General features: G+C 71.4%; 18 protein-coding genes. 4 read left to right on the forward strand and 14 right to left on the reverse strand.

The annotated features are described in order from the left end of the window. Positions 1-171 precede the first annotated feature (171 nt). A complete protein-coding gene (locus tag ACTWQC_RS04215) occupies positions 172-1,356 on the forward strand; it encodes a hypothetical protein (RefSeq protein WP_443314133.1) in 1,185 nt (394 codons plus the stop codon). Positions 1,357-1,366: 10 nt separating this feature from the next. After that, positions 1,367-2,368 carry a beta-ketoacyl-ACP synthase III gene (locus ACTWQC_RS04220; RefSeq protein WP_443314134.1) on the forward strand — a complete coding sequence of 334 codons (1,002 nt, stop codon included), beginning with the start codon at positions 1,367-1,369 and terminating at the stop codon, positions 2,366-2,368. 214 nt (positions 2,369-2,582) lie between these two features. On the opposite strand, the gene ACTWQC_RS04225 is transcribed toward ACTWQC_RS04220, so the two are convergent. The 5 genes from ACTWQC_RS04225 to ACTWQC_RS04245 all read right to left on the reverse strand — a co-directional run bounded on the left by ACTWQC_RS04225 (position 2,583) and on the right by ACTWQC_RS04245 (position 5,644). Continuing rightward, entirely contained in the window at positions 2,583-2,900 is a 318-nt protein-coding gene (locus tag ACTWQC_RS04225; protein WP_443314135.1) for an antibiotic biosynthesis monooxygenase family protein, read from the reverse strand. Next, positions 2,900-3,211 carry an antibiotic biosynthesis monooxygenase family protein gene (locus tag ACTWQC_RS04230; RefSeq protein WP_443314136.1) on the reverse strand — a complete coding sequence of 104 codons (312 nt, stop codon included), beginning with the start codon at positions 3,209-3,211 and terminating at the stop codon, positions 2,900-2,902. Before ACTWQC_RS04230 ends, ACTWQC_RS04225 begins: the two co-directional genes overlap by 1 nt. 1 nt (position 3,212) lies before the next feature. Continuing rightward, the gene (locus tag ACTWQC_RS04235) at positions 3,213-3,962 is read right to left on the reverse strand and encodes an SDR family NAD(P)-dependent oxidoreductase (protein ID WP_443314137.1); all 750 of its coding nucleotides are present in this window, start codon (positions 3,960-3,962) and stop codon (positions 3,213-3,215) included. Positions 3,963-4,079: 117 nt separating this feature from the next. Then, positions 4,080-5,132, reverse strand: coding sequence for a methyltransferase (locus tag ACTWQC_RS04240; protein WP_443314208.1), 1,053 nt, complete (start codon positions 5,130-5,132; stop codon positions 4,080-4,082). Between the two features lie 44 nt (positions 5,133-5,176). Beyond that, positions 5,177-5,644 (reverse strand): anthrone oxygenase family protein, encoded by a 468-nt coding sequence (locus ACTWQC_RS04245; protein ID WP_443314138.1) that lies wholly within the window; start codon positions 5,642-5,644, stop codon positions 5,177-5,179. Positions 5,645-5,883: 239 nt separating this feature from the next. Here ACTWQC_RS04245 and ACTWQC_RS04250 point away from each other — a divergent pair, with 239 nt between their 5' ends. Next, positions 5,884-6,330, forward strand: a complete 447-nt coding sequence (locus ACTWQC_RS04250) for an anthrone oxygenase family protein (RefSeq protein ID WP_443314139.1) — start codon at positions 5,884-5,886, stop codon at positions 6,328-6,330. 91 nt (positions 6,331-6,421) lie between these two features. Continuing rightward, positions 6,422-7,162 carry a SchA/CurD-like domain-containing protein gene (locus tag ACTWQC_RS04255; RefSeq protein WP_443314140.1) on the forward strand — a complete coding sequence of 247 codons (741 nt, stop codon included), beginning with the start codon at positions 6,422-6,424 and terminating at the stop codon, positions 7,160-7,162. Positions 7,163-7,246: 84 nt separating this feature from the next. On the opposite strand, the gene ACTWQC_RS04260 is transcribed toward ACTWQC_RS04255, so the two are convergent. The 9 genes from ACTWQC_RS04260 to ACTWQC_RS04300 form a co-directional block, all read right to left on the reverse strand. Next, a complete protein-coding gene (locus tag ACTWQC_RS04260) occupies positions 7,247-7,681 on the reverse strand; it encodes an SCP2 sterol-binding domain-containing protein (RefSeq protein WP_443314141.1) in 435 nt (144 codons plus the stop codon). Positions 7,682-7,698: 17 nt separating this feature from the next. Beyond that, positions 7,699-8,022, reverse strand: a complete 324-nt coding sequence (locus ACTWQC_RS04265) for an antibiotic biosynthesis monooxygenase family protein (protein WP_443314142.1) — start codon at positions 8,020-8,022, stop codon at positions 7,699-7,701. After that, the gene (locus tag ACTWQC_RS04270; protein ID WP_443314143.1) at positions 8,019-8,486 is read right to left on the reverse strand and encodes an SRPBCC family protein; all 468 of its coding nucleotides are present in this window, start codon (positions 8,484-8,486) and stop codon (positions 8,019-8,021) included. The genes ACTWQC_RS04265 and ACTWQC_RS04270 overlap by 4 nt, the downstream gene beginning before the upstream one ends. Before the next feature lies 1 nt (position 8,487). Then, positions 8,488-8,742, reverse strand: a complete 255-nt coding sequence (locus ACTWQC_RS04275) for an acyl carrier protein (protein WP_443314144.1) — start codon at positions 8,740-8,742, stop codon at positions 8,488-8,490. Positions 8,743-8,818: 76 nt separating this feature from the next. Next, positions 8,819-10,030 carry a ketosynthase chain-length factor gene (locus ACTWQC_RS04280; RefSeq protein ID WP_443314145.1) on the reverse strand — a complete coding sequence of 404 codons (1,212 nt, stop codon included), beginning with the start codon at positions 10,028-10,030 and terminating at the stop codon, positions 8,819-8,821. Further along, positions 10,027-11,304 (reverse strand): beta-ketoacyl-[acyl-carrier-protein] synthase family protein, encoded by a 1,278-nt coding sequence (locus tag ACTWQC_RS04285; RefSeq protein WP_443314146.1) that lies wholly within the window; start codon positions 11,302-11,304, stop codon positions 10,027-10,029. Before ACTWQC_RS04285 ends, ACTWQC_RS04280 begins: the two co-directional genes overlap by 4 nt. After that, positions 11,301-11,726 carry a cupin domain-containing protein gene (locus tag ACTWQC_RS04290; protein WP_443314147.1) on the reverse strand — a complete coding sequence of 142 codons (426 nt, stop codon included), beginning with the start codon at positions 11,724-11,726 and terminating at the stop codon, positions 11,301-11,303. Before ACTWQC_RS04290 ends, ACTWQC_RS04285 begins: the two co-directional genes overlap by 4 nt. 148 nt (positions 11,727-11,874) lie before the next feature. Beyond that, the gene (locus tag ACTWQC_RS04295; RefSeq protein WP_443314148.1) at positions 11,875-12,195 is read right to left on the reverse strand and encodes a TcmI family type II polyketide cyclase; all 321 of its coding nucleotides are present in this window, start codon (positions 12,193-12,195) and stop codon (positions 11,875-11,877) included. A 157-nt stretch (positions 12,196-12,352) separates the two neighbouring features. Then, complete coding sequence (locus ACTWQC_RS04300; protein ID WP_443314149.1) at positions 12,353-13,870, reverse strand: peptide MFS transporter; 1,518 nt, start codon at positions 13,868-13,870, stop codon at positions 12,353-12,355. Positions 13,871-13,880 lie beyond the last annotated feature (10 nt).

Genomic DNA, 13,880 nt, shown 5'->3' on the forward strand with positions numbered 1-13,880 from the left:
CTCCACCGGCCTCCCGCCGCCGCACACCCGCCCCACCCCCGTCCACCGGCCTTCGAGTGACCTTCGAGCCCGCCCGGCGAGGCTGATCGCGCCAGAACCCCGCAACCGACGGCGCGTCAGAGCCCCGCTGCCGCGGGACCGCCCGCGCCTTGTCTTGAAGGAGGCGCGACGGTGAGTACGACAGACCAGACGGACCAACGGCCTGCCGCGAAGGCGAAGGCCGCGAAGGGCGGCCGCCCGCTCGCGGAGGCCGCCCGTCCGGCCGGGGAGGCCGCGGAGCCCGGGAAGGCCGGGGAGCCTGCGAACCCCGCGAACCCCACGAGTCCCGGGAACCCCGCGAAGGCCGCCCCTCCAGCAGACCCCCCGGCCCCGCCGCCCGCTCGACCGGCCGCCATCGCCTGGGCCTACGCGATGGTGATCGTGGCGACGCTCGCCGCCATCGCCAGCAACGTCTTCGAGATCGCCCACCAGGTCGAGACCGGCGTCGCGGGCGCCGCCACCACCGGCGATCTGGTCCTGACCATCGCGTTCTGCGCGCTCTTCGGCTTCTTCGCCGAGATGCTCAGGGCCGGCCGCCAGTGGGGCCGGGTGCTGCTCACCGTGTTCACCTCCCTGGGGCTGCTGTTCACCGGTCTCGGCCTCGCCGGTCTCGGCGGGCGGCCGCTGGTGGGGCCGCTGCAGGCGAGCCTCGCCGTGATCAGCTTCATGACCTCCGTCGTCGGCCTGGTCCTGCTCTTCGTCCCCTCCGTCAACCGCTGGATGGCGGCCGTGCGCCAGGGCAGCCGTACGATCCCGCAGCGGCTGCGCAAGGCCGTGCTCACGGCCCATGTGGCCATCTCGGTCGGCTGGCTGGGCCTGGTGACCGGGATGTTCGCGATGTCCGTGGCCGGAGCCACCACGCACAGCGCCGAGCAGCAGGCCGCGATGTACCGCACCATGTCCATGCTGGACGAGATCTTCCTCGGCATGACGAGCATGTTCGCGCTGATCACCGGCATCGTCGTCGGTGCGGGCACCAAGTGGGGCCTGCTGCAGCGCAGATGGGTGGCCGTCAAGTTCTTCACGACCATGGGCGTGATGCTGCTCGGCTTCTCGGTCATCCACCAGCTGATCCTCAAGGCCAACGAACTGGTCGACGCCGACGCCCCGGTGCGCGGCGGCGAACTGGACACCGTCGGCTGGTCCATGGCCGGGGCCGCCGCCCTGGCGCTGCTGTCCCTGGTCTTCATGACGGCCGTGTCCACGTACAAGCCCTGGGGTCCCACCCGCTGGGGACGCCGGGGTCCCCGGCGCTCCCCCGAAGCCACCCGAAACCGTGAGACGTCCGCCGTCCGGGCCCCGTCCCGTACGCCATGAAAGGACAACCATGACAGCGATCCGGGACACCGAAGTCCTGCGCCACAGCCGCCTGCTGGGGGTCGGCACCTACCGGCCGGAGCGGTCCGTGCCCAACGCCGAGATCGCGGAGCGGACCGGCCTCGACCCGGACTGGATCGAGCGCCGCTCGGGCATCCGCTCCCGCCGTTACGCCTCTCCCGCCGAGACCCTGCCGACGATGGCGACGTCGGCCGCCGAGAAGGCGCTCGCCTCCGCGGGCATCGGCGCCGACCAGCTCGGCACGGTCATCGTCGCCACCATCACCTCCATGGAGCAGATGCCCGCCGTCGCTGTCGAGGTCGCGCACCGGCTGGGCGCATCGCAGGCCGCCGCGTTCGACGTCTCGGCGGCCTGCGCGGGCTTCTGCCACGCCGTGGCGCTCGCGAGCGACCTCGTACGGATGGGCCGCTCCCACCACGTCCTGGTGATCGGCGCGGAGCGGATGACGGACATCCTCGACCACTCCGACCGCGATACCGCCTTCCTCTTCGCCGACGGGGCCGGCGCCGTGGTCGTAGGCCCCTCGCAGGAGCCCGGGATCGGCCCTGTGGTGTGGCGCGCGGACGGCTCGCGCAACGCGGCCCTGAAGATGACCTCGCCCTGGCACGACGGGACGGGCGAACGGCCGGAGGCACGGCCCGCCATCACCATGTCCGGCTGGAAGGTCTACCGCTGGGCGACCAGCGAACTCATCCCCGCCACCCGCCGGATGCTGGAGCTGGCCGGTGTCACCGTGGACCAGCTCGACGCCTTCATCCCGCACCAGGCCAACATGCTCATCACCGACTTCGTCGTCGATCAGCTCGGTCTGACGGAACGGACCGCGGTCGCCCGGGACATCGTCACGAGCGGCAACAGCTCGGCCGCCTCGATTCCGCTGGCCATGGAGGAGCTGCTGGCCGGGGGCCGGGCGCCCAGCGGCGGACTCGCCCTGCTGGTCGGTTTCGGCGCGGGGCTGGTCTACGCGGGCCAGGTGGTGCGGCTCCCCTGACCTCGGCCCCGTGAGGAGCGGGCGCCCGGCTGCCACAACGGCCGGGTGCCCGCTTCATTTCCTCGCTTTGTTTTCTCGCTTTGTTTTCTCGCTTTGTTTTCTCGCTTTGTTTCCTGCGCGCACACGTCTGTGCCGTGGGGAGCAGGTGCTCCCCACGGCACAGACGTGAGCTCCCCACGGCACAGACGTGTGCGCGTCCACGGCGCCGACGGGATCAGTACTCCGCCGTCACCTCCAACAGCGCGAAGGGGCTGGGGCGTTCGCGGTCCTGGAACTGCCTCAGCGGCGAGGTCGTCCCCCGGTGCGCGGAACCCGTCTCCCAGCCCCGGAAGGCCGCCAGGCTCTCCCACTCGCTCAGCACCGCGTAGGCGCCCGGCGCCGTGAGGTCGCGCAGCAGCTCGTTGCCCAGCAGGCCCGGCGTGCCCGCCAGGTCCTTGCTGATCCGGTGGTACGCCTCCTCCACCGCGGGCACATCCGCTTCCGCGGCCCGCAGATACAGCAGGACCCGCAGCCGGCCGGGAGCCGCGCTCATCACGCCACCTCCACCAGGTGCATCATCGCCAGCGAGCCGCCGGTCCGGTACGGGTGCAGCTTCTCCCGGTGCCGTACGTGCTCGGCGCTGCTCTCGAAGGCGAGGAAGGACTCCCGGTCCGTCCAGTCGCTGACCACGTAGTAGACGGACTCCTCTTTCGCGCTGCGCGCCAGCGTGTGACCCAGGTTCGCGGACTGCGCGGTGACCTCCTTGCTGCCCTCCGCCCAGACCTTCTCGAAGTCGGCCTCCAGGCCCGGCTTGACCTGGACGGTCAGCAGCACCCGGAAGGCTCCGGCCTGCCGGCCCGCCACCTCAGACACCCCCGTCGACGTGCAGCGTCTCGCCGTTGACGTACGTGGACAGCTCGCTCGCGAGGAACAGCACGGCCCCGGCGATCTCCTCAGGGCGCCCGAACCGGCCCAGCGCCATCATGCGCAGGTACCGCTCGTTGTACTGCGCGCGCTGCTCATCGGTCAGCTCGTCGGGCTCCGAGGTGTCGATGACGCCCGGCGCGACGACGTTGAACCGGATGCCCTTGCCCCCGAGTTCCTTGCACAAGGAGCGGGTGAGCCCGACGAGACCAGCCTTGGACGCGGTGTAGTGGCCGCGCAGCGGGATGCCGGCCATCGCCCCGCGCGAGCCGATGTTGATCACCGAGGAGCCCTCGCGCAGCAGCGGAAGCAGCTTGCTGATCACCATGAAGGGGCCGGTGAGGTTGGTGGTGACCACCCGCTCCCACTCCTCGAACGGCAGCTGCGCGAACGGGATCTGGCTGATCACGCCGGCGTTGTTGACCAGCACGTCCAGCGATTCGAACCGGCTCCGGCACTCCTGGAGCAGCAGCTCGACGCCCGCGGGCGTGCTCACGTCCGCCCGTACCAGCGCGTGTTCCCCGCCGATCTCCTTCAGCTCACGGGCCAGGCTCTCCACCGCCTCGCCCTCCTGCCGGTAGCAGGTCACCACCGTGGCGCCGGCCTTGGCCAGCGCCAGTACGACGGCCCGCCCGATGCCTCGGCTACCGCCCGTGACCAGGGCGTTCTTGCCCACCAGTTGAAGTTCCATGCTTCCTCCGTGATCTCGCGTCGCGTCGATGGTCGAAATGTCGCCGACCGGGCCGAACCGGCCGCCGGACCGTTTCGCCGGACCGTTCCGCCGGATCGGTCCTTCAGATCGGTCCGTTCACCGGCCGTCCGGGGCGGGGCGGCATTCCAGGACCGCCCAGCGCCCGGGGACCGGCTCGTTCACCAGCTCGAAGCCCGCGGCCGCCAGCAGCGCCCGCCACTGGTCCTCGCCGCGCTCGCGTCCGCCGAAGCGGATCAGCATGTCCAGGTCGAGCAGCTTGCCCCGGTCCCACTGGTTGGCGGGGCCCACCAGGAACTCGCAGATCAGCAGCCGTCCTTCGGGGTTGTCCGCGAGCGCCTCGCGGACCCGCCCGAGGATCGCGACCGCGCGCTCGTCGTCCCAGTCGTGCAGCACGGCCTTGAGCACGTACGCGTCCCGGCCCGGCGGCAGCTCCTGGAAGAAGTCGCCGGGGACCACCTCGGCGCGGTCCGCGACCCCGGCCTCCTCGAGCAGCTTGTGCGCCTCCTCGACCACCGACGGTCGGTCGACGAGCGTGCCGCGCACGTCCGGGTGGTGCCTGAGCACCTCGGAGAGGAAGTAGCCGTGCCCGCCGCCGACGTCGGCGATCCGCGCGAAGCGGCCGAAGTCGAAGCCGTCGATGAGCATCCGGGCCGTGGCGTGGCTCATGCCCGTCATCGCCCGGTCGAACAGGGCGCCTGCCTGCGGGTTCTGCTCCAGGTGCTCGAAGAAGCCGTGGCCGTAGGCGTCCTCGAAGGCGGGCTGCCCGGTGCGTACGGTGTGCATCAGCCGGCCGTAGGAGCGCCAGAGCATCTCGTCGCCGTTGTAGAGCACCATGTCCCGCTGACTGCCCGGGACTCCGGAGCGCAGCGCCTCGCTCAGGTCCGTGAGCGCGTACCTGCCGTCGGGCTGCTCCTCGAACACCCCGAAGGCGGCGGCCACCCGCAGGACGCGCCCCAGCGAGTCCGCGTGCGTATGGGTGCGCTCGGCCAGTTCGGGCACCGGGAGCGGGCCGTCGGCCAGCTCGTCGGCGATGCCCAGTTCAGCGACCACGTGCAGCACCCGGGATATCCGTTTGCCGTCCGTCAGCAGCAGAAGCCGTACGTGGGCCGGCAGCGCGGCGGTCATCGCCGGGCCGACCACACCGGTCATCGTGTCCACACGTTCTCCTAGGCCGAGGGGTGGGTGATGGGCTGTCAGATCAGTACGGCGGCGGCGCCGACGTTGGCCAGCAGCGCCGCGACGGCCAGCCCGCCGCGCACGCGGTTCCAGCGGATCCAGCGCTCGCGGGGGTCGAGCCGGTCGAAGTCCGCGGGCAGGCGCTGCGGATCGAGCGTCGCCAGCCACCGGTTGATCGGCACGTTCTTGGTGAGCGAGACCGTCATCGCGGATGCCAGCAGCAGGGCGGCCAGGGCCGTGAGCAGCCGTACGGCGGCGTCCTCTGCGGCGACGACCAGGGCCGCGTCGCTCAGCAGGCAGCTGAGCAACGAGATCGGCATGAACGGGTCGAAGCGGGTGACCAGGCCCTTGTGCACCGGGACGTACATCCCGGTGGGCAGCGTTGTGAACAGCGGGGCGGCGAGCACGGAGATGGCGAGACCGCCGGCCGCCAGACCGCCGGCGAGCAGTGCCACGGGCATCAGTACCTGGACCAGCTGAACCACGAGTCACCCTCCCGACCTGGCCGCCGCCCGATTCGGCGGACCGCTGCCACGAGGGTCGGAGCCGCTGGTCGAAGCGGACTCGAAGACGGCTCGATGATCAACAGGGCGATCAACAGGCGATCCGCAGGCGATCAAGCGGGGGCCATCACCCGGTGGCTCGCCGTCGAGCGCCGCTCCACAGCGAGTCGAGCAGGTGGCGGCACGGTGGCGGATACACCCACCATCGACCGGGAGTCGTGATGCTTGAGGAAGTGCTGAGCGGGGTCGTGCTGATCGGGACGGGGACCGTCACCGGCATCTTCGTCGCGGTGGCGGTCAGCGTGGCTCCCGCCATGTCGGCCATGGGCCGGGCCGAGTACCTGCGAGCCCATGCCCTTCTGGGCAAGGGCTACCACCCGTTGATGCCGATCCTGGTCAACGTCGTGACGCTCAGCGGGTTCGCGCTCGGCTTTCTCGCCGAGGCGCCGGGCCAGGCCCTGTTCCCGGTGGCGTCGGTACTGCTCATCGGGGTGCAGGCGGTCTCGCACCTCGGCAACGTCCCGATCAACCGCTCGCTGAGCGGTCTCGCCGCGGACGGCCCCTGGCAGGATCCGCGGCCGCTGTGGCGCGCCTGGCACCGGCTGCGTACGGCCCTCGCCGCGCTCGCCCTGGCCGCCGTCACCGTCGCGGTGCTCGCCGCCCGCTGAAGCACCGCCGAAGCACCGCTGAAGCACCGCGAAGCACCGCCGAAGCACCGCTGAAGCCCCCGCCGAAGCCCCGCCAAGAGGAGGAACCGCCATGCCACTGGACGCCATCACCTACCGCGTCCGTCCCGGCCACGAGGAAGAGCTCACCGAGGTCTTCTCACCGCACAACTTCACCCGGGTCGACTCGCCGGTCATCAAGGACACGTCGGGCGAGACCGTCGGGATGCTGCTGGGCACCGGGTTGTTCGTCCAGGGGGGCACCCTGGTCCGGGTGATCCACCACGACGGCGCGGGCGCCGCGCAGATCGCCCGGCACATGTCCGTACAGAAGGGGGTGCACGAAGCAGAGCGCGCGATCCTGCCGTACCTCACCGAGTCGCGCGACACCGAGACCCCCGAGGGCTTCCGGGAGCACTTCCACCGCAGCCTGATGACGGTGCTCGAGCAGCACAGCCCGGACGAGCGGCCCGCGGCCGGCACCGTCGCCCTGCGCTATCCGCTGCGCAGAGGCGCGGGGGCGGAGCTGGCCGCGGCCCGCGCCACGGCGAACCGGCAGGCGTCCCTGCGGCTGTCCGAGGGCCACCCGACGATCGTCCGTACGGCGCTCTTCCTGCACGAGGACACCCTGGTCCGGGTCGTCCAGTACGACGGCCATCCGTACGACGTGGTCGGCTATCTGTCGGACCGCTGCTTCGGCGAGGACGCGGAAGCGTGGCTCCAGCCCTATCTGGAGGGGACGGAGCTGCCCGGCCACCCGGACGCGTATCTGGCCGTCGTCCACCAGCAGGCCATGCTGTCGATCGCGCACATGTCCGTCCTGGGCGTCGACTGACGGCTCTTCCGCACGCTGCACTCGACGAAACCGCCGCCGGGCCGGAGAGGCGCGGCGGCGGTTTCCCGGTGTCTCACCCGGTCGTCACACCTCGGGATGGTCGAACCACTCGCCCAGCTTGGTGCCCATCAGCGGGCTGCCGCGCAGCTTCAGCTTCCCGGTCAGGAACGCCTTGGCCCCGGGCAGCTTGCCGACGCCCATCGCCAGCATGTCGGGGAGCTTGATCCCGATGGTGATGTCGGGGCTCTCGTGCTGCCCCTTGTCGGTGCGGCAGGTGCCGCCCTCGACGTGTACGTAGTGGAGCTTCTGGCCGTCGGCGGACGCGATGTCGAACTGGAAGACGCCCTTCTGCCCCTTCGCCTTCTCGGGGTTGAACTCCGACACCAGCAGGTCGAAGATCAGGCTCAGGGCGCCGTCCACCCCGCCGTCCCGCCGCGCCACCACGGCCTCGAGCTCCTTGGACGGAGTCTCCTCGACCAGCTCGATCAGCTCGGTCACCTGTTCCTGCTGCACGCTCATCCGTATCTCCCGGATTCCTAGGCTTCGGCCGTGGCGGCCGGTGACAGTTCATGGAGCGGTTCGAGGAGCTGCATCTCCCCGCCCGCGCGGATCTTCCAGAGCCGCTGGAGGTACGCCTGCTGCTCCGCGCTCTGCTCGAAGGCCCGGAAGGACGGCTCGTCCGTCCAGTCCGTCAGCACGGTGTAGCTGCCGGTCTCGCCGGCCAGCCGCAGCAGCTGCTGCCCGTGGTTGTCGGGGAAGCGGCGGACGGTCTCGGCGTGGGCGCGCCACAGCTCCTCGAACTCCGTCTCGTGCCCCTCGGCGATACGGATCCGCAGCAGGACCCGCAGCCCGGGGGTCACCGGTTCACCGCCGCCTGCTCAGCGGCGGCCTTCTCGACAAGGCCCTTGATCCGGGCCATCTCCCGGCGGGTGTTGGTGTTCAGCCGCTCGGTCATCTCCTTGTCGCCGAACGGCAGGCCCGACTTGACCGTGAACTCCTGCCGCCAGCGCATCTCCACGCCGCCGTCGGTCTCGGTATAGGTCCAGTGGAGGTCCATGTACTCGAAGGGGCCGGTCTCGATCCGCCGCGCCCGTACGGTCCGGGTGGCCGGGTCGGGCGTGCGCTCGGAGACCCAGCTCCAGACGGCGCCGTTCTCGTCGGGGTGCAGGGTGAGCCGGAACCGCACCGTCGTGCCCTCGCGGCCGAGGATCTCCGCCTTGGCGTACTCGGAGAACAGCTCGGGCCAGGTCTCGACGTCGTTGGTCATGTCCCACACCAGCTCCATGGGAGCGGCGATGACGATCGCGTTGTCGGTGGCGGCCATGTCAGACCGCTGCCAGGCTGCTGTTCACGTAGTCGATCACGGCTTGCGGGGAGTCCATCTCCTCGATGGCCTCGTCCGGGATCTGCAGGTCGTACTCGCGCTGGATCTGGCTGGCGATCTCCAGCACCGCGAGCGAGTCGTAGCCGATCTCGGTGAACGAGGTGGCGAGGTCGGACTCGGTGAGCTCCCTGCCGTCGAGCTCGCCGGTGCACCGGCTCATGATCGCCTTGAGGTCGTCGAAGCTGATGCTGCTCATCTGTTCCTCCTGGATACCTGGATAAGGGTGCTGGCTGGGGGTGCCGGCCGTACGGCGGTCGTGGCGGTCATGGCGGTCACGCGGCGCGCAGGACCACGGCGGCGTTGAAGCCGCCGTAGCCGCGCGCGAGGACCAGCGCGGTCCGCAAGGACGCCTCGCGCGGCCGGTCCGTGATCAAGTCGAGGCGGTACGAGGGGTCGGGGCGGGCGTTGACCGAGGGCGGGATCACCTGGTCGCGGAGCGCGAGCACCGCGGCGGCCACATCCAGCGGCGCGCCACCCGCGTAGAGCCGGCCCGTCATGGTCTTGGGCACGGATACCGGGACGGCTCCGGGGCCGAAGACCGCGTTGATGGCTTCGGCCTCCTGGCGGTCCAGCTCCGGTACGCCGTGGCCGTCAGCGAAGACCACGTCGATCTCCGCAGGCGCCACTTCGGCGTCGGCGAGGGCGAGTTCGGCCGCCCGCCTGAGCCCGGGCGGGCGGCCGGATCCCGGGCGCGGGTCGAAGGTCGCCGCGTAGCCCGCGAGTTCGGCGTAGACCCGCCCGGCGCCCCGGGCCCGCGCGTCGTCGCGGCTCTCCACGACGAGGATCGCGCCGCCCTCCCCGGGCACGTAGCCGCTCGCCTCGGGGTCGAAGGGCACGTACGCGCGGTCGGGTCTGAGCTCCTCGCTGAGCCGGCCGTTGGAGAGCTGGCAGACCAGCCCGTACGGGGACAGGGAGGCGTCCGTGCCGCCGGACACAACCAGCCGGGTGCCCTTGGCGAGGACCCGTCTGGCCTGCGCCAGGACGTCCAGGCCGCCCGCCTGCTCGGAGCAGAGCACCCCGCAGGGGCCGCGCATGCCGTGCCGGATGGACAGCTGTCCCGTGGTCGCCGCGTAGAACCAGGCGATGGACATGTACGCGCCCACGGCCTGCGGGCCCTCGGTGTAGAGCTTCTGCAGCTCCCGCTGGCCGAACTCGACACCGCCCGAGGAGTTGGCGGTGATGACCGCCATCTCGAGGTCGGTCATCGAGTCCGGGTCCACCTCGGCGTCGGCGAGCGCCTCGTTCGTGGCGCCGAACGCGTACTGCGTCATCGCGTCGGTCTCGCTGACGAGCCGCTGGGGCGCGTGGTCGGCCGGGTCGAAGCCGGTGGCCTCGCCCGCGACCTGCACCGGGTAGCGGCCGGGGTCGAACCGGCTGATCCGGCCCAGGCCCGACGTGCCGTCCAGGGTCGCCTGCCACCACGCCTCGCGGTCCAGCCCGTTGGGCGCGACCACGCCCACGCCGGTGATGACGGGTGCGCTCACGCCGCGCTCACCTCGATTCTCTTCGGCGAGGTGAGCACCACGGCGCTCTGGAAGCCGCCGAAGCCGCTGCCCACGCTGAGCACGACGTCCAGATCGGCCTCGCGCGCCGTGCCCGGCACGTAGTCGAGGTCGCACTCGGGGTCGCGCTCCTCGTAGTTGGCGGTGGGCGGGACCGTGCCGCGGTCCATGGCCAGCGCGCTCGCCGCGATCTCGATCGAGCCGATCGAGCCGAGCGAGTGCCCGACCATCGACTTGATGGAGCTCACCGGGATGCGGTACGCGTGCTCGCCGAGGCTCCGCTTGTACGCGGCCGTCTCGTGCCGGTCGTTCTGCTTGGTGCCGGAGCCGTGGGCGTTGGCGTAGTCGATCTCGTCCGGGTTGATCCGGGCCTCATCGAGCGCCGCCGTGATGGCCTCTCCCATCTCCCGCCCGTCCGGCCGCAGCCCCGTCATGTGGTAGCCGTTGGCGCGGGCCGAGTAGCCCGCCACCTCGCAGTAGATCCGCGCGCCGCGGCGGCGGGCGTGCTCCAGGTCCTCGATCACGAAGACCGCGGAACCCTCCCCGAGCACCAGGCCGTTGCGCCGCCGGTCGAACGGGCGGCAGGCGTGCTCCGGATCGTCGTTGCTGGTGGAGGAGGCCCGCAGGGTGTCGAAGCAGGAGACGGTGATCGGATAGATCGGCGCGTCCGTGGCTCCGGCCACCATCACCTCGGCCGAGCCCTCGCGGATCAGGTCGACCGCGTACCCGACGGCGTCGATGCCCGCGCAGCAGCCGGAGCTGACGACGGTCGCCGGGCCCTCGGCGGCGACAGCCCACGCCACCTCGGTCGCCAGCGAACTGGACATCACGTGCGCGTACAGGTGCGGCACCATGTAGCCCTGATCGACCAGCCACTGGCGGCCGTTGTCGCTGACGGTGCGGTACTCCTGCTCCATGGAGATGGCGTTGCCGACGCCGTTGCCGACGCTCACGCCGATCCGGTGCGGGTCCTCCGCGTCGAGGTCGAGCCCGCTGTCGGCCACTGCCTCGCGGGCCGCGACCAGCGCGAACTGGCCGGCCCGGTCGGTGCGCCGGATCTCCTGGTACGAGAGACCGGCCTGCTCGGGGTCGAAGTCGCACTCCGCGCCGATGCGGCTGCGGAACGGCGCCGGGTCGAAGAGCGTGATCCGCCGGGTCGCCGTACGGCCCTTGACGATCATCTCCCAGAACGCCTCGCGGCCGGGCTGGCCCGGGGCGACGACCCCGATGCCGGTGATCACCGCGCGTGCGCTCATCGCACGTCACCCACTTCGGGCAGGGTGCCCTCGCCGGGCAGCGGTTCGCAGTCGACATGGCCGAGGTCCGGGCGCGGGGCGAGCGGGCTGAGGAAGAAGGCGACGAAGGCCTGCTCGCTGCCCGGGTTCTCGATGCGGTGCCGGACGCCGATCGGCACCATGAAGGACTCGCCCGGCTCCAGCACCACCTCCCTGCCCTCGATCCGCAGCAGGATCCGGCCGCGGATGGCGTGGAAGAACTCCTCGGAGTACGGGTGGTAGTGCTCGGAGACGAACTCTCCGGGCTCGAGCGTGCCGACGCCCATGAATCCCGAGGTCGCTCCGCAGGTCTTGGGGCTGAGCAGGACACGCAGATCGCCGCCGCGCTTGCGGTTGGGCGGCACGTCGGCTATGGCGACCTTGGTCAGGTCGGAGGTCTGCATAGGGTGCTCCACAGGTGGGGACGGAAAAGCCGGGGACGGGGTGCGGCGGTACGTACGGCGGTGCTGGAGTGCGTACGGCGGGGCGGCGATGCATACGGCAGTGCGTGACAGCGGTGCGCGGTGTGACCGCGCACCGGGCGCTGCGGTGTCAGGGCGTCCAGCTGTAGAAGGGCTCGGCCATGGAGTCCTTGGGCTCCTGCCACGACGGGTCGTACGGCGTCATGTACTGCTGGAGCCGGGTGTTGATGTCCATGTAGAGCGGGTGGCTGCGAGCCTTGTAGAGGCTGCCGTTGATGGGCTCGTCCGCCTCGACCAGGTGGAAGTAGAGGCCGTGGAAGCGGAACAGCGTGCGCCGCTGGACGCCGATCATGTGCGGCAGATCGGTCGCGTCGGACTCGGCGAAGAGCGCGGCCACCTTGTCCGCGTCGTCGTGGTCCATCTTCGCGACAATGAGGGTGCGGTGCGCCATGGGGACTCCTTCACGGTATTGCCCGGAGCGGTCGGGCAGTTCGGGCAGCCGTCGGGCCCCTGAGCGGTGGGACCGTCCGTGCCCGGAGCGATCGGGCAGCTGTCCGAAATCGATGCTCGCCCTGGGGGCTTGAGACCGTGTCCAGGGCAACTCGACGTCAGATTTGAGGCGTTCTGTGGCGAAGTAATAGCGAGGTTGATCCGGCTGCGGCGGCGAATCCCGCCAGGTACGTCCAGAGCGGCAGGACGCCCACGAGGTGCGACAGCTGGCCGCCGAGGCCCGCGCCCAGGGCGGCCCCGAGGTAGAAGAGGCCCATCATCCGGGAGCCGTGGCCCTCGGGCGTCGACTCCGCGGTGGTGCTCAGGCCCACCGGGCCGAAGACCAGCTCGCCGCACGTCATGCACAGGAAGGCGGCCAGCAGCCAGGCGGCGGACACCAGCGTGGCCCCGTCGCCTCTCCCGCCTTCCGCGAGCCAGGCCCCGACCGCCAGTACGGCGAACCCGGCGCCCGCGCACAGCAGCCCCGCGGAGAACTTCCGCCCGACACCCGCCCTGGCGCCGATCCGCAGCCACAGCCAGGCGAACAGCGGCGCCAGCAGCAGCAGAAAGAGGGGGTGAGCGGACTGGAACCAGCTGGCCGGGACGGTGAAGCCCGCGATCTCCCGGTCCGTGTGCTCCCGCGCGAAGAGGCTGAAGACCGAGCCCAGTTGGCCGTACATCGCCCAGAACAGCACCGACGGGATGAAAATCCGCCGGTAGCCGCGGATCCGCGCCCGCTCGGCCTCGTCCAGCTCGGCACTGCGCAGCAGGCGCCGGAAGTACCAGACGGGCGCGGCCAGCGAGGCAAGCCCGCACAGCGCCAGTACGGGCCGCAGCGGCAGCCCGCCCGCGGCCGCGACACCGCCGCCCAGCAGCACCGCACCCGCAAGGCCCGCCCATGCTCGGCGGACGAGCCGGCGCAGCGCGGCGGGCGGCAGCGGGCGGCTGGGTCCGGTCACGGCGCCGCGCAGCGACGAGGCCCCGTGCAGGTACTGCAGGACGCCGAAGGCCATGCCGACCGCGGCTGCGCCGAACCCCAGGTGCCAGTTGACGCGCTCGCCGAGCGCGCCGGTGACGAGCGGGCCGATCAGCGCGCTCACCTGGATGCTCATGTAGAAGAGGGAGAAGGCCGCCTGGCGCTGTGAGCTGCTCGCCCCCGGGTTCATCTGGTCGAACATCACGGGGAGGTTGGGCTTGAGCAGCCCGGTGCCGCAGGCCACCAGGACCAGGCCCAGGTAGAAGGTGCCGTGCGCGGGCACGGCCATGCAGGCGTGGCCGGCCGCGATGACGAGGGCGCCGCTGAGCATCGCCCGGTGCGTGCCCAGCACCCTGTCCCCCAGCCAGCCGCCGGGCATGGCGGCCAGGAACGACGCGGAGACGTAGAGCCCGAAGAGGGCGCCCGCGGTGCCGTCGGACAGCCCGAGACCGCCTTCGGCCGCCGGCGCCGTCGCGTAGAGGAAGAGCAGCGCCTGCATGCCGTAGAAGCTGAAGCGCTCCCACATGTCGGTCATGAACAGCGTGCTGAACCAGCGCTCGCGGAACATCGCCCGGACCGGGCGGCCGGGGCCCTCCGGCGCGGTGGCCGGTCCGGTGGCGGGGGCCGCTGTGCTGCCGGAGGTCGTGCCGGCGGAGGTCATGCCGGCCTCC

This window comes from Streptomyces sp. 8N616 (assembly GCF_052246385.1).
In the GTDB taxonomy this organism is placed as follows: Bacteria; Actinomycetota; Actinomycetes; order Streptomycetales; family Streptomycetaceae; genus Streptomyces.

What these genes read in the sequence shown, in the direction of transcription:
- ACTWQC_RS04285 (WP_443314146.1), bottom strand. Translation starts at nt 11,304, where the DNA reads ATGAGCGCACGCGCGGTGATCACCGGCATCGGGGTCGTCGCCCCGGGC.
- ACTWQC_RS04235 (WP_443314137.1), bottom strand. Translation starts at nt 3,962, where the DNA reads ATGGAACTTCAACTGGTGGGCAAGAACGCCCTGGTCACGGGCGGTAGC.
- ACTWQC_RS04290 (WP_443314147.1), bottom strand. Translation starts at nt 11,726, where the DNA reads ATGCAGACCTCCGACCTGACCAAGGTCGCCATAGCCGACGTGCCGCCC.
- ACTWQC_RS04260 (WP_443314141.1), bottom strand. Translation starts at nt 7,681, where the DNA reads ATGAGCGTGCAGCAGGAACAGGTGACCGAGCTGATCGAGCTGGTCGAG.
- ACTWQC_RS04250 (WP_443314139.1), top strand. Translation starts at nt 5,884, where the DNA reads ATGCTTGAGGAAGTGCTGAGCGGGGTCGTGCTGATCGGGACGGGGACC.
- ACTWQC_RS04240 (WP_443314208.1), bottom strand. Translation starts at nt 5,132, where the DNA reads ATGACCGGTGTGGTCGGCCCGGCGATGACCGCCGCGCTGCCGGCCCAC.
- ACTWQC_RS04300 (WP_443314149.1), bottom strand. Translation starts at nt 13,870, where the DNA reads ATGACCTCCGCCGGCACGACCTCCGGCAGCACAGCGGCCCCCGCCACC.
- ACTWQC_RS04295 (WP_443314148.1), bottom strand. Translation starts at nt 12,195, where the DNA reads ATGGCGCACCGCACCCTCATTGTCGCGAAGATGGACCACGACGACGCG.
- ACTWQC_RS04220 (WP_443314134.1), top strand. Translation starts at nt 1,367, where the DNA reads ATGACAGCGATCCGGGACACCGAAGTCCTGCGCCACAGCCGCCTGCTG.
- ACTWQC_RS04270 (WP_443314143.1), bottom strand. Translation starts at nt 8,486, where the DNA reads ATGGCCGCCACCGACAACGCGATCGTCATCGCCGCTCCCATGGAGCTG.
- ACTWQC_RS04255 (WP_443314140.1), top strand. Translation starts at nt 6,422, where the DNA reads ATGCCACTGGACGCCATCACCTACCGCGTCCGTCCCGGCCACGAGGAA.
- ACTWQC_RS04275 (WP_443314144.1), bottom strand. Translation starts at nt 8,742, where the DNA reads ATGAGCAGCATCAGCTTCGACGACCTCAAGGCGATCATGAGCCGGTGC.
- ACTWQC_RS04225 (WP_443314135.1), bottom strand. Translation starts at nt 2,900, where the DNA reads ATGAGCGCGGCTCCCGGCCGGCTGCGGGTCCTGCTGTATCTGCGGGCC.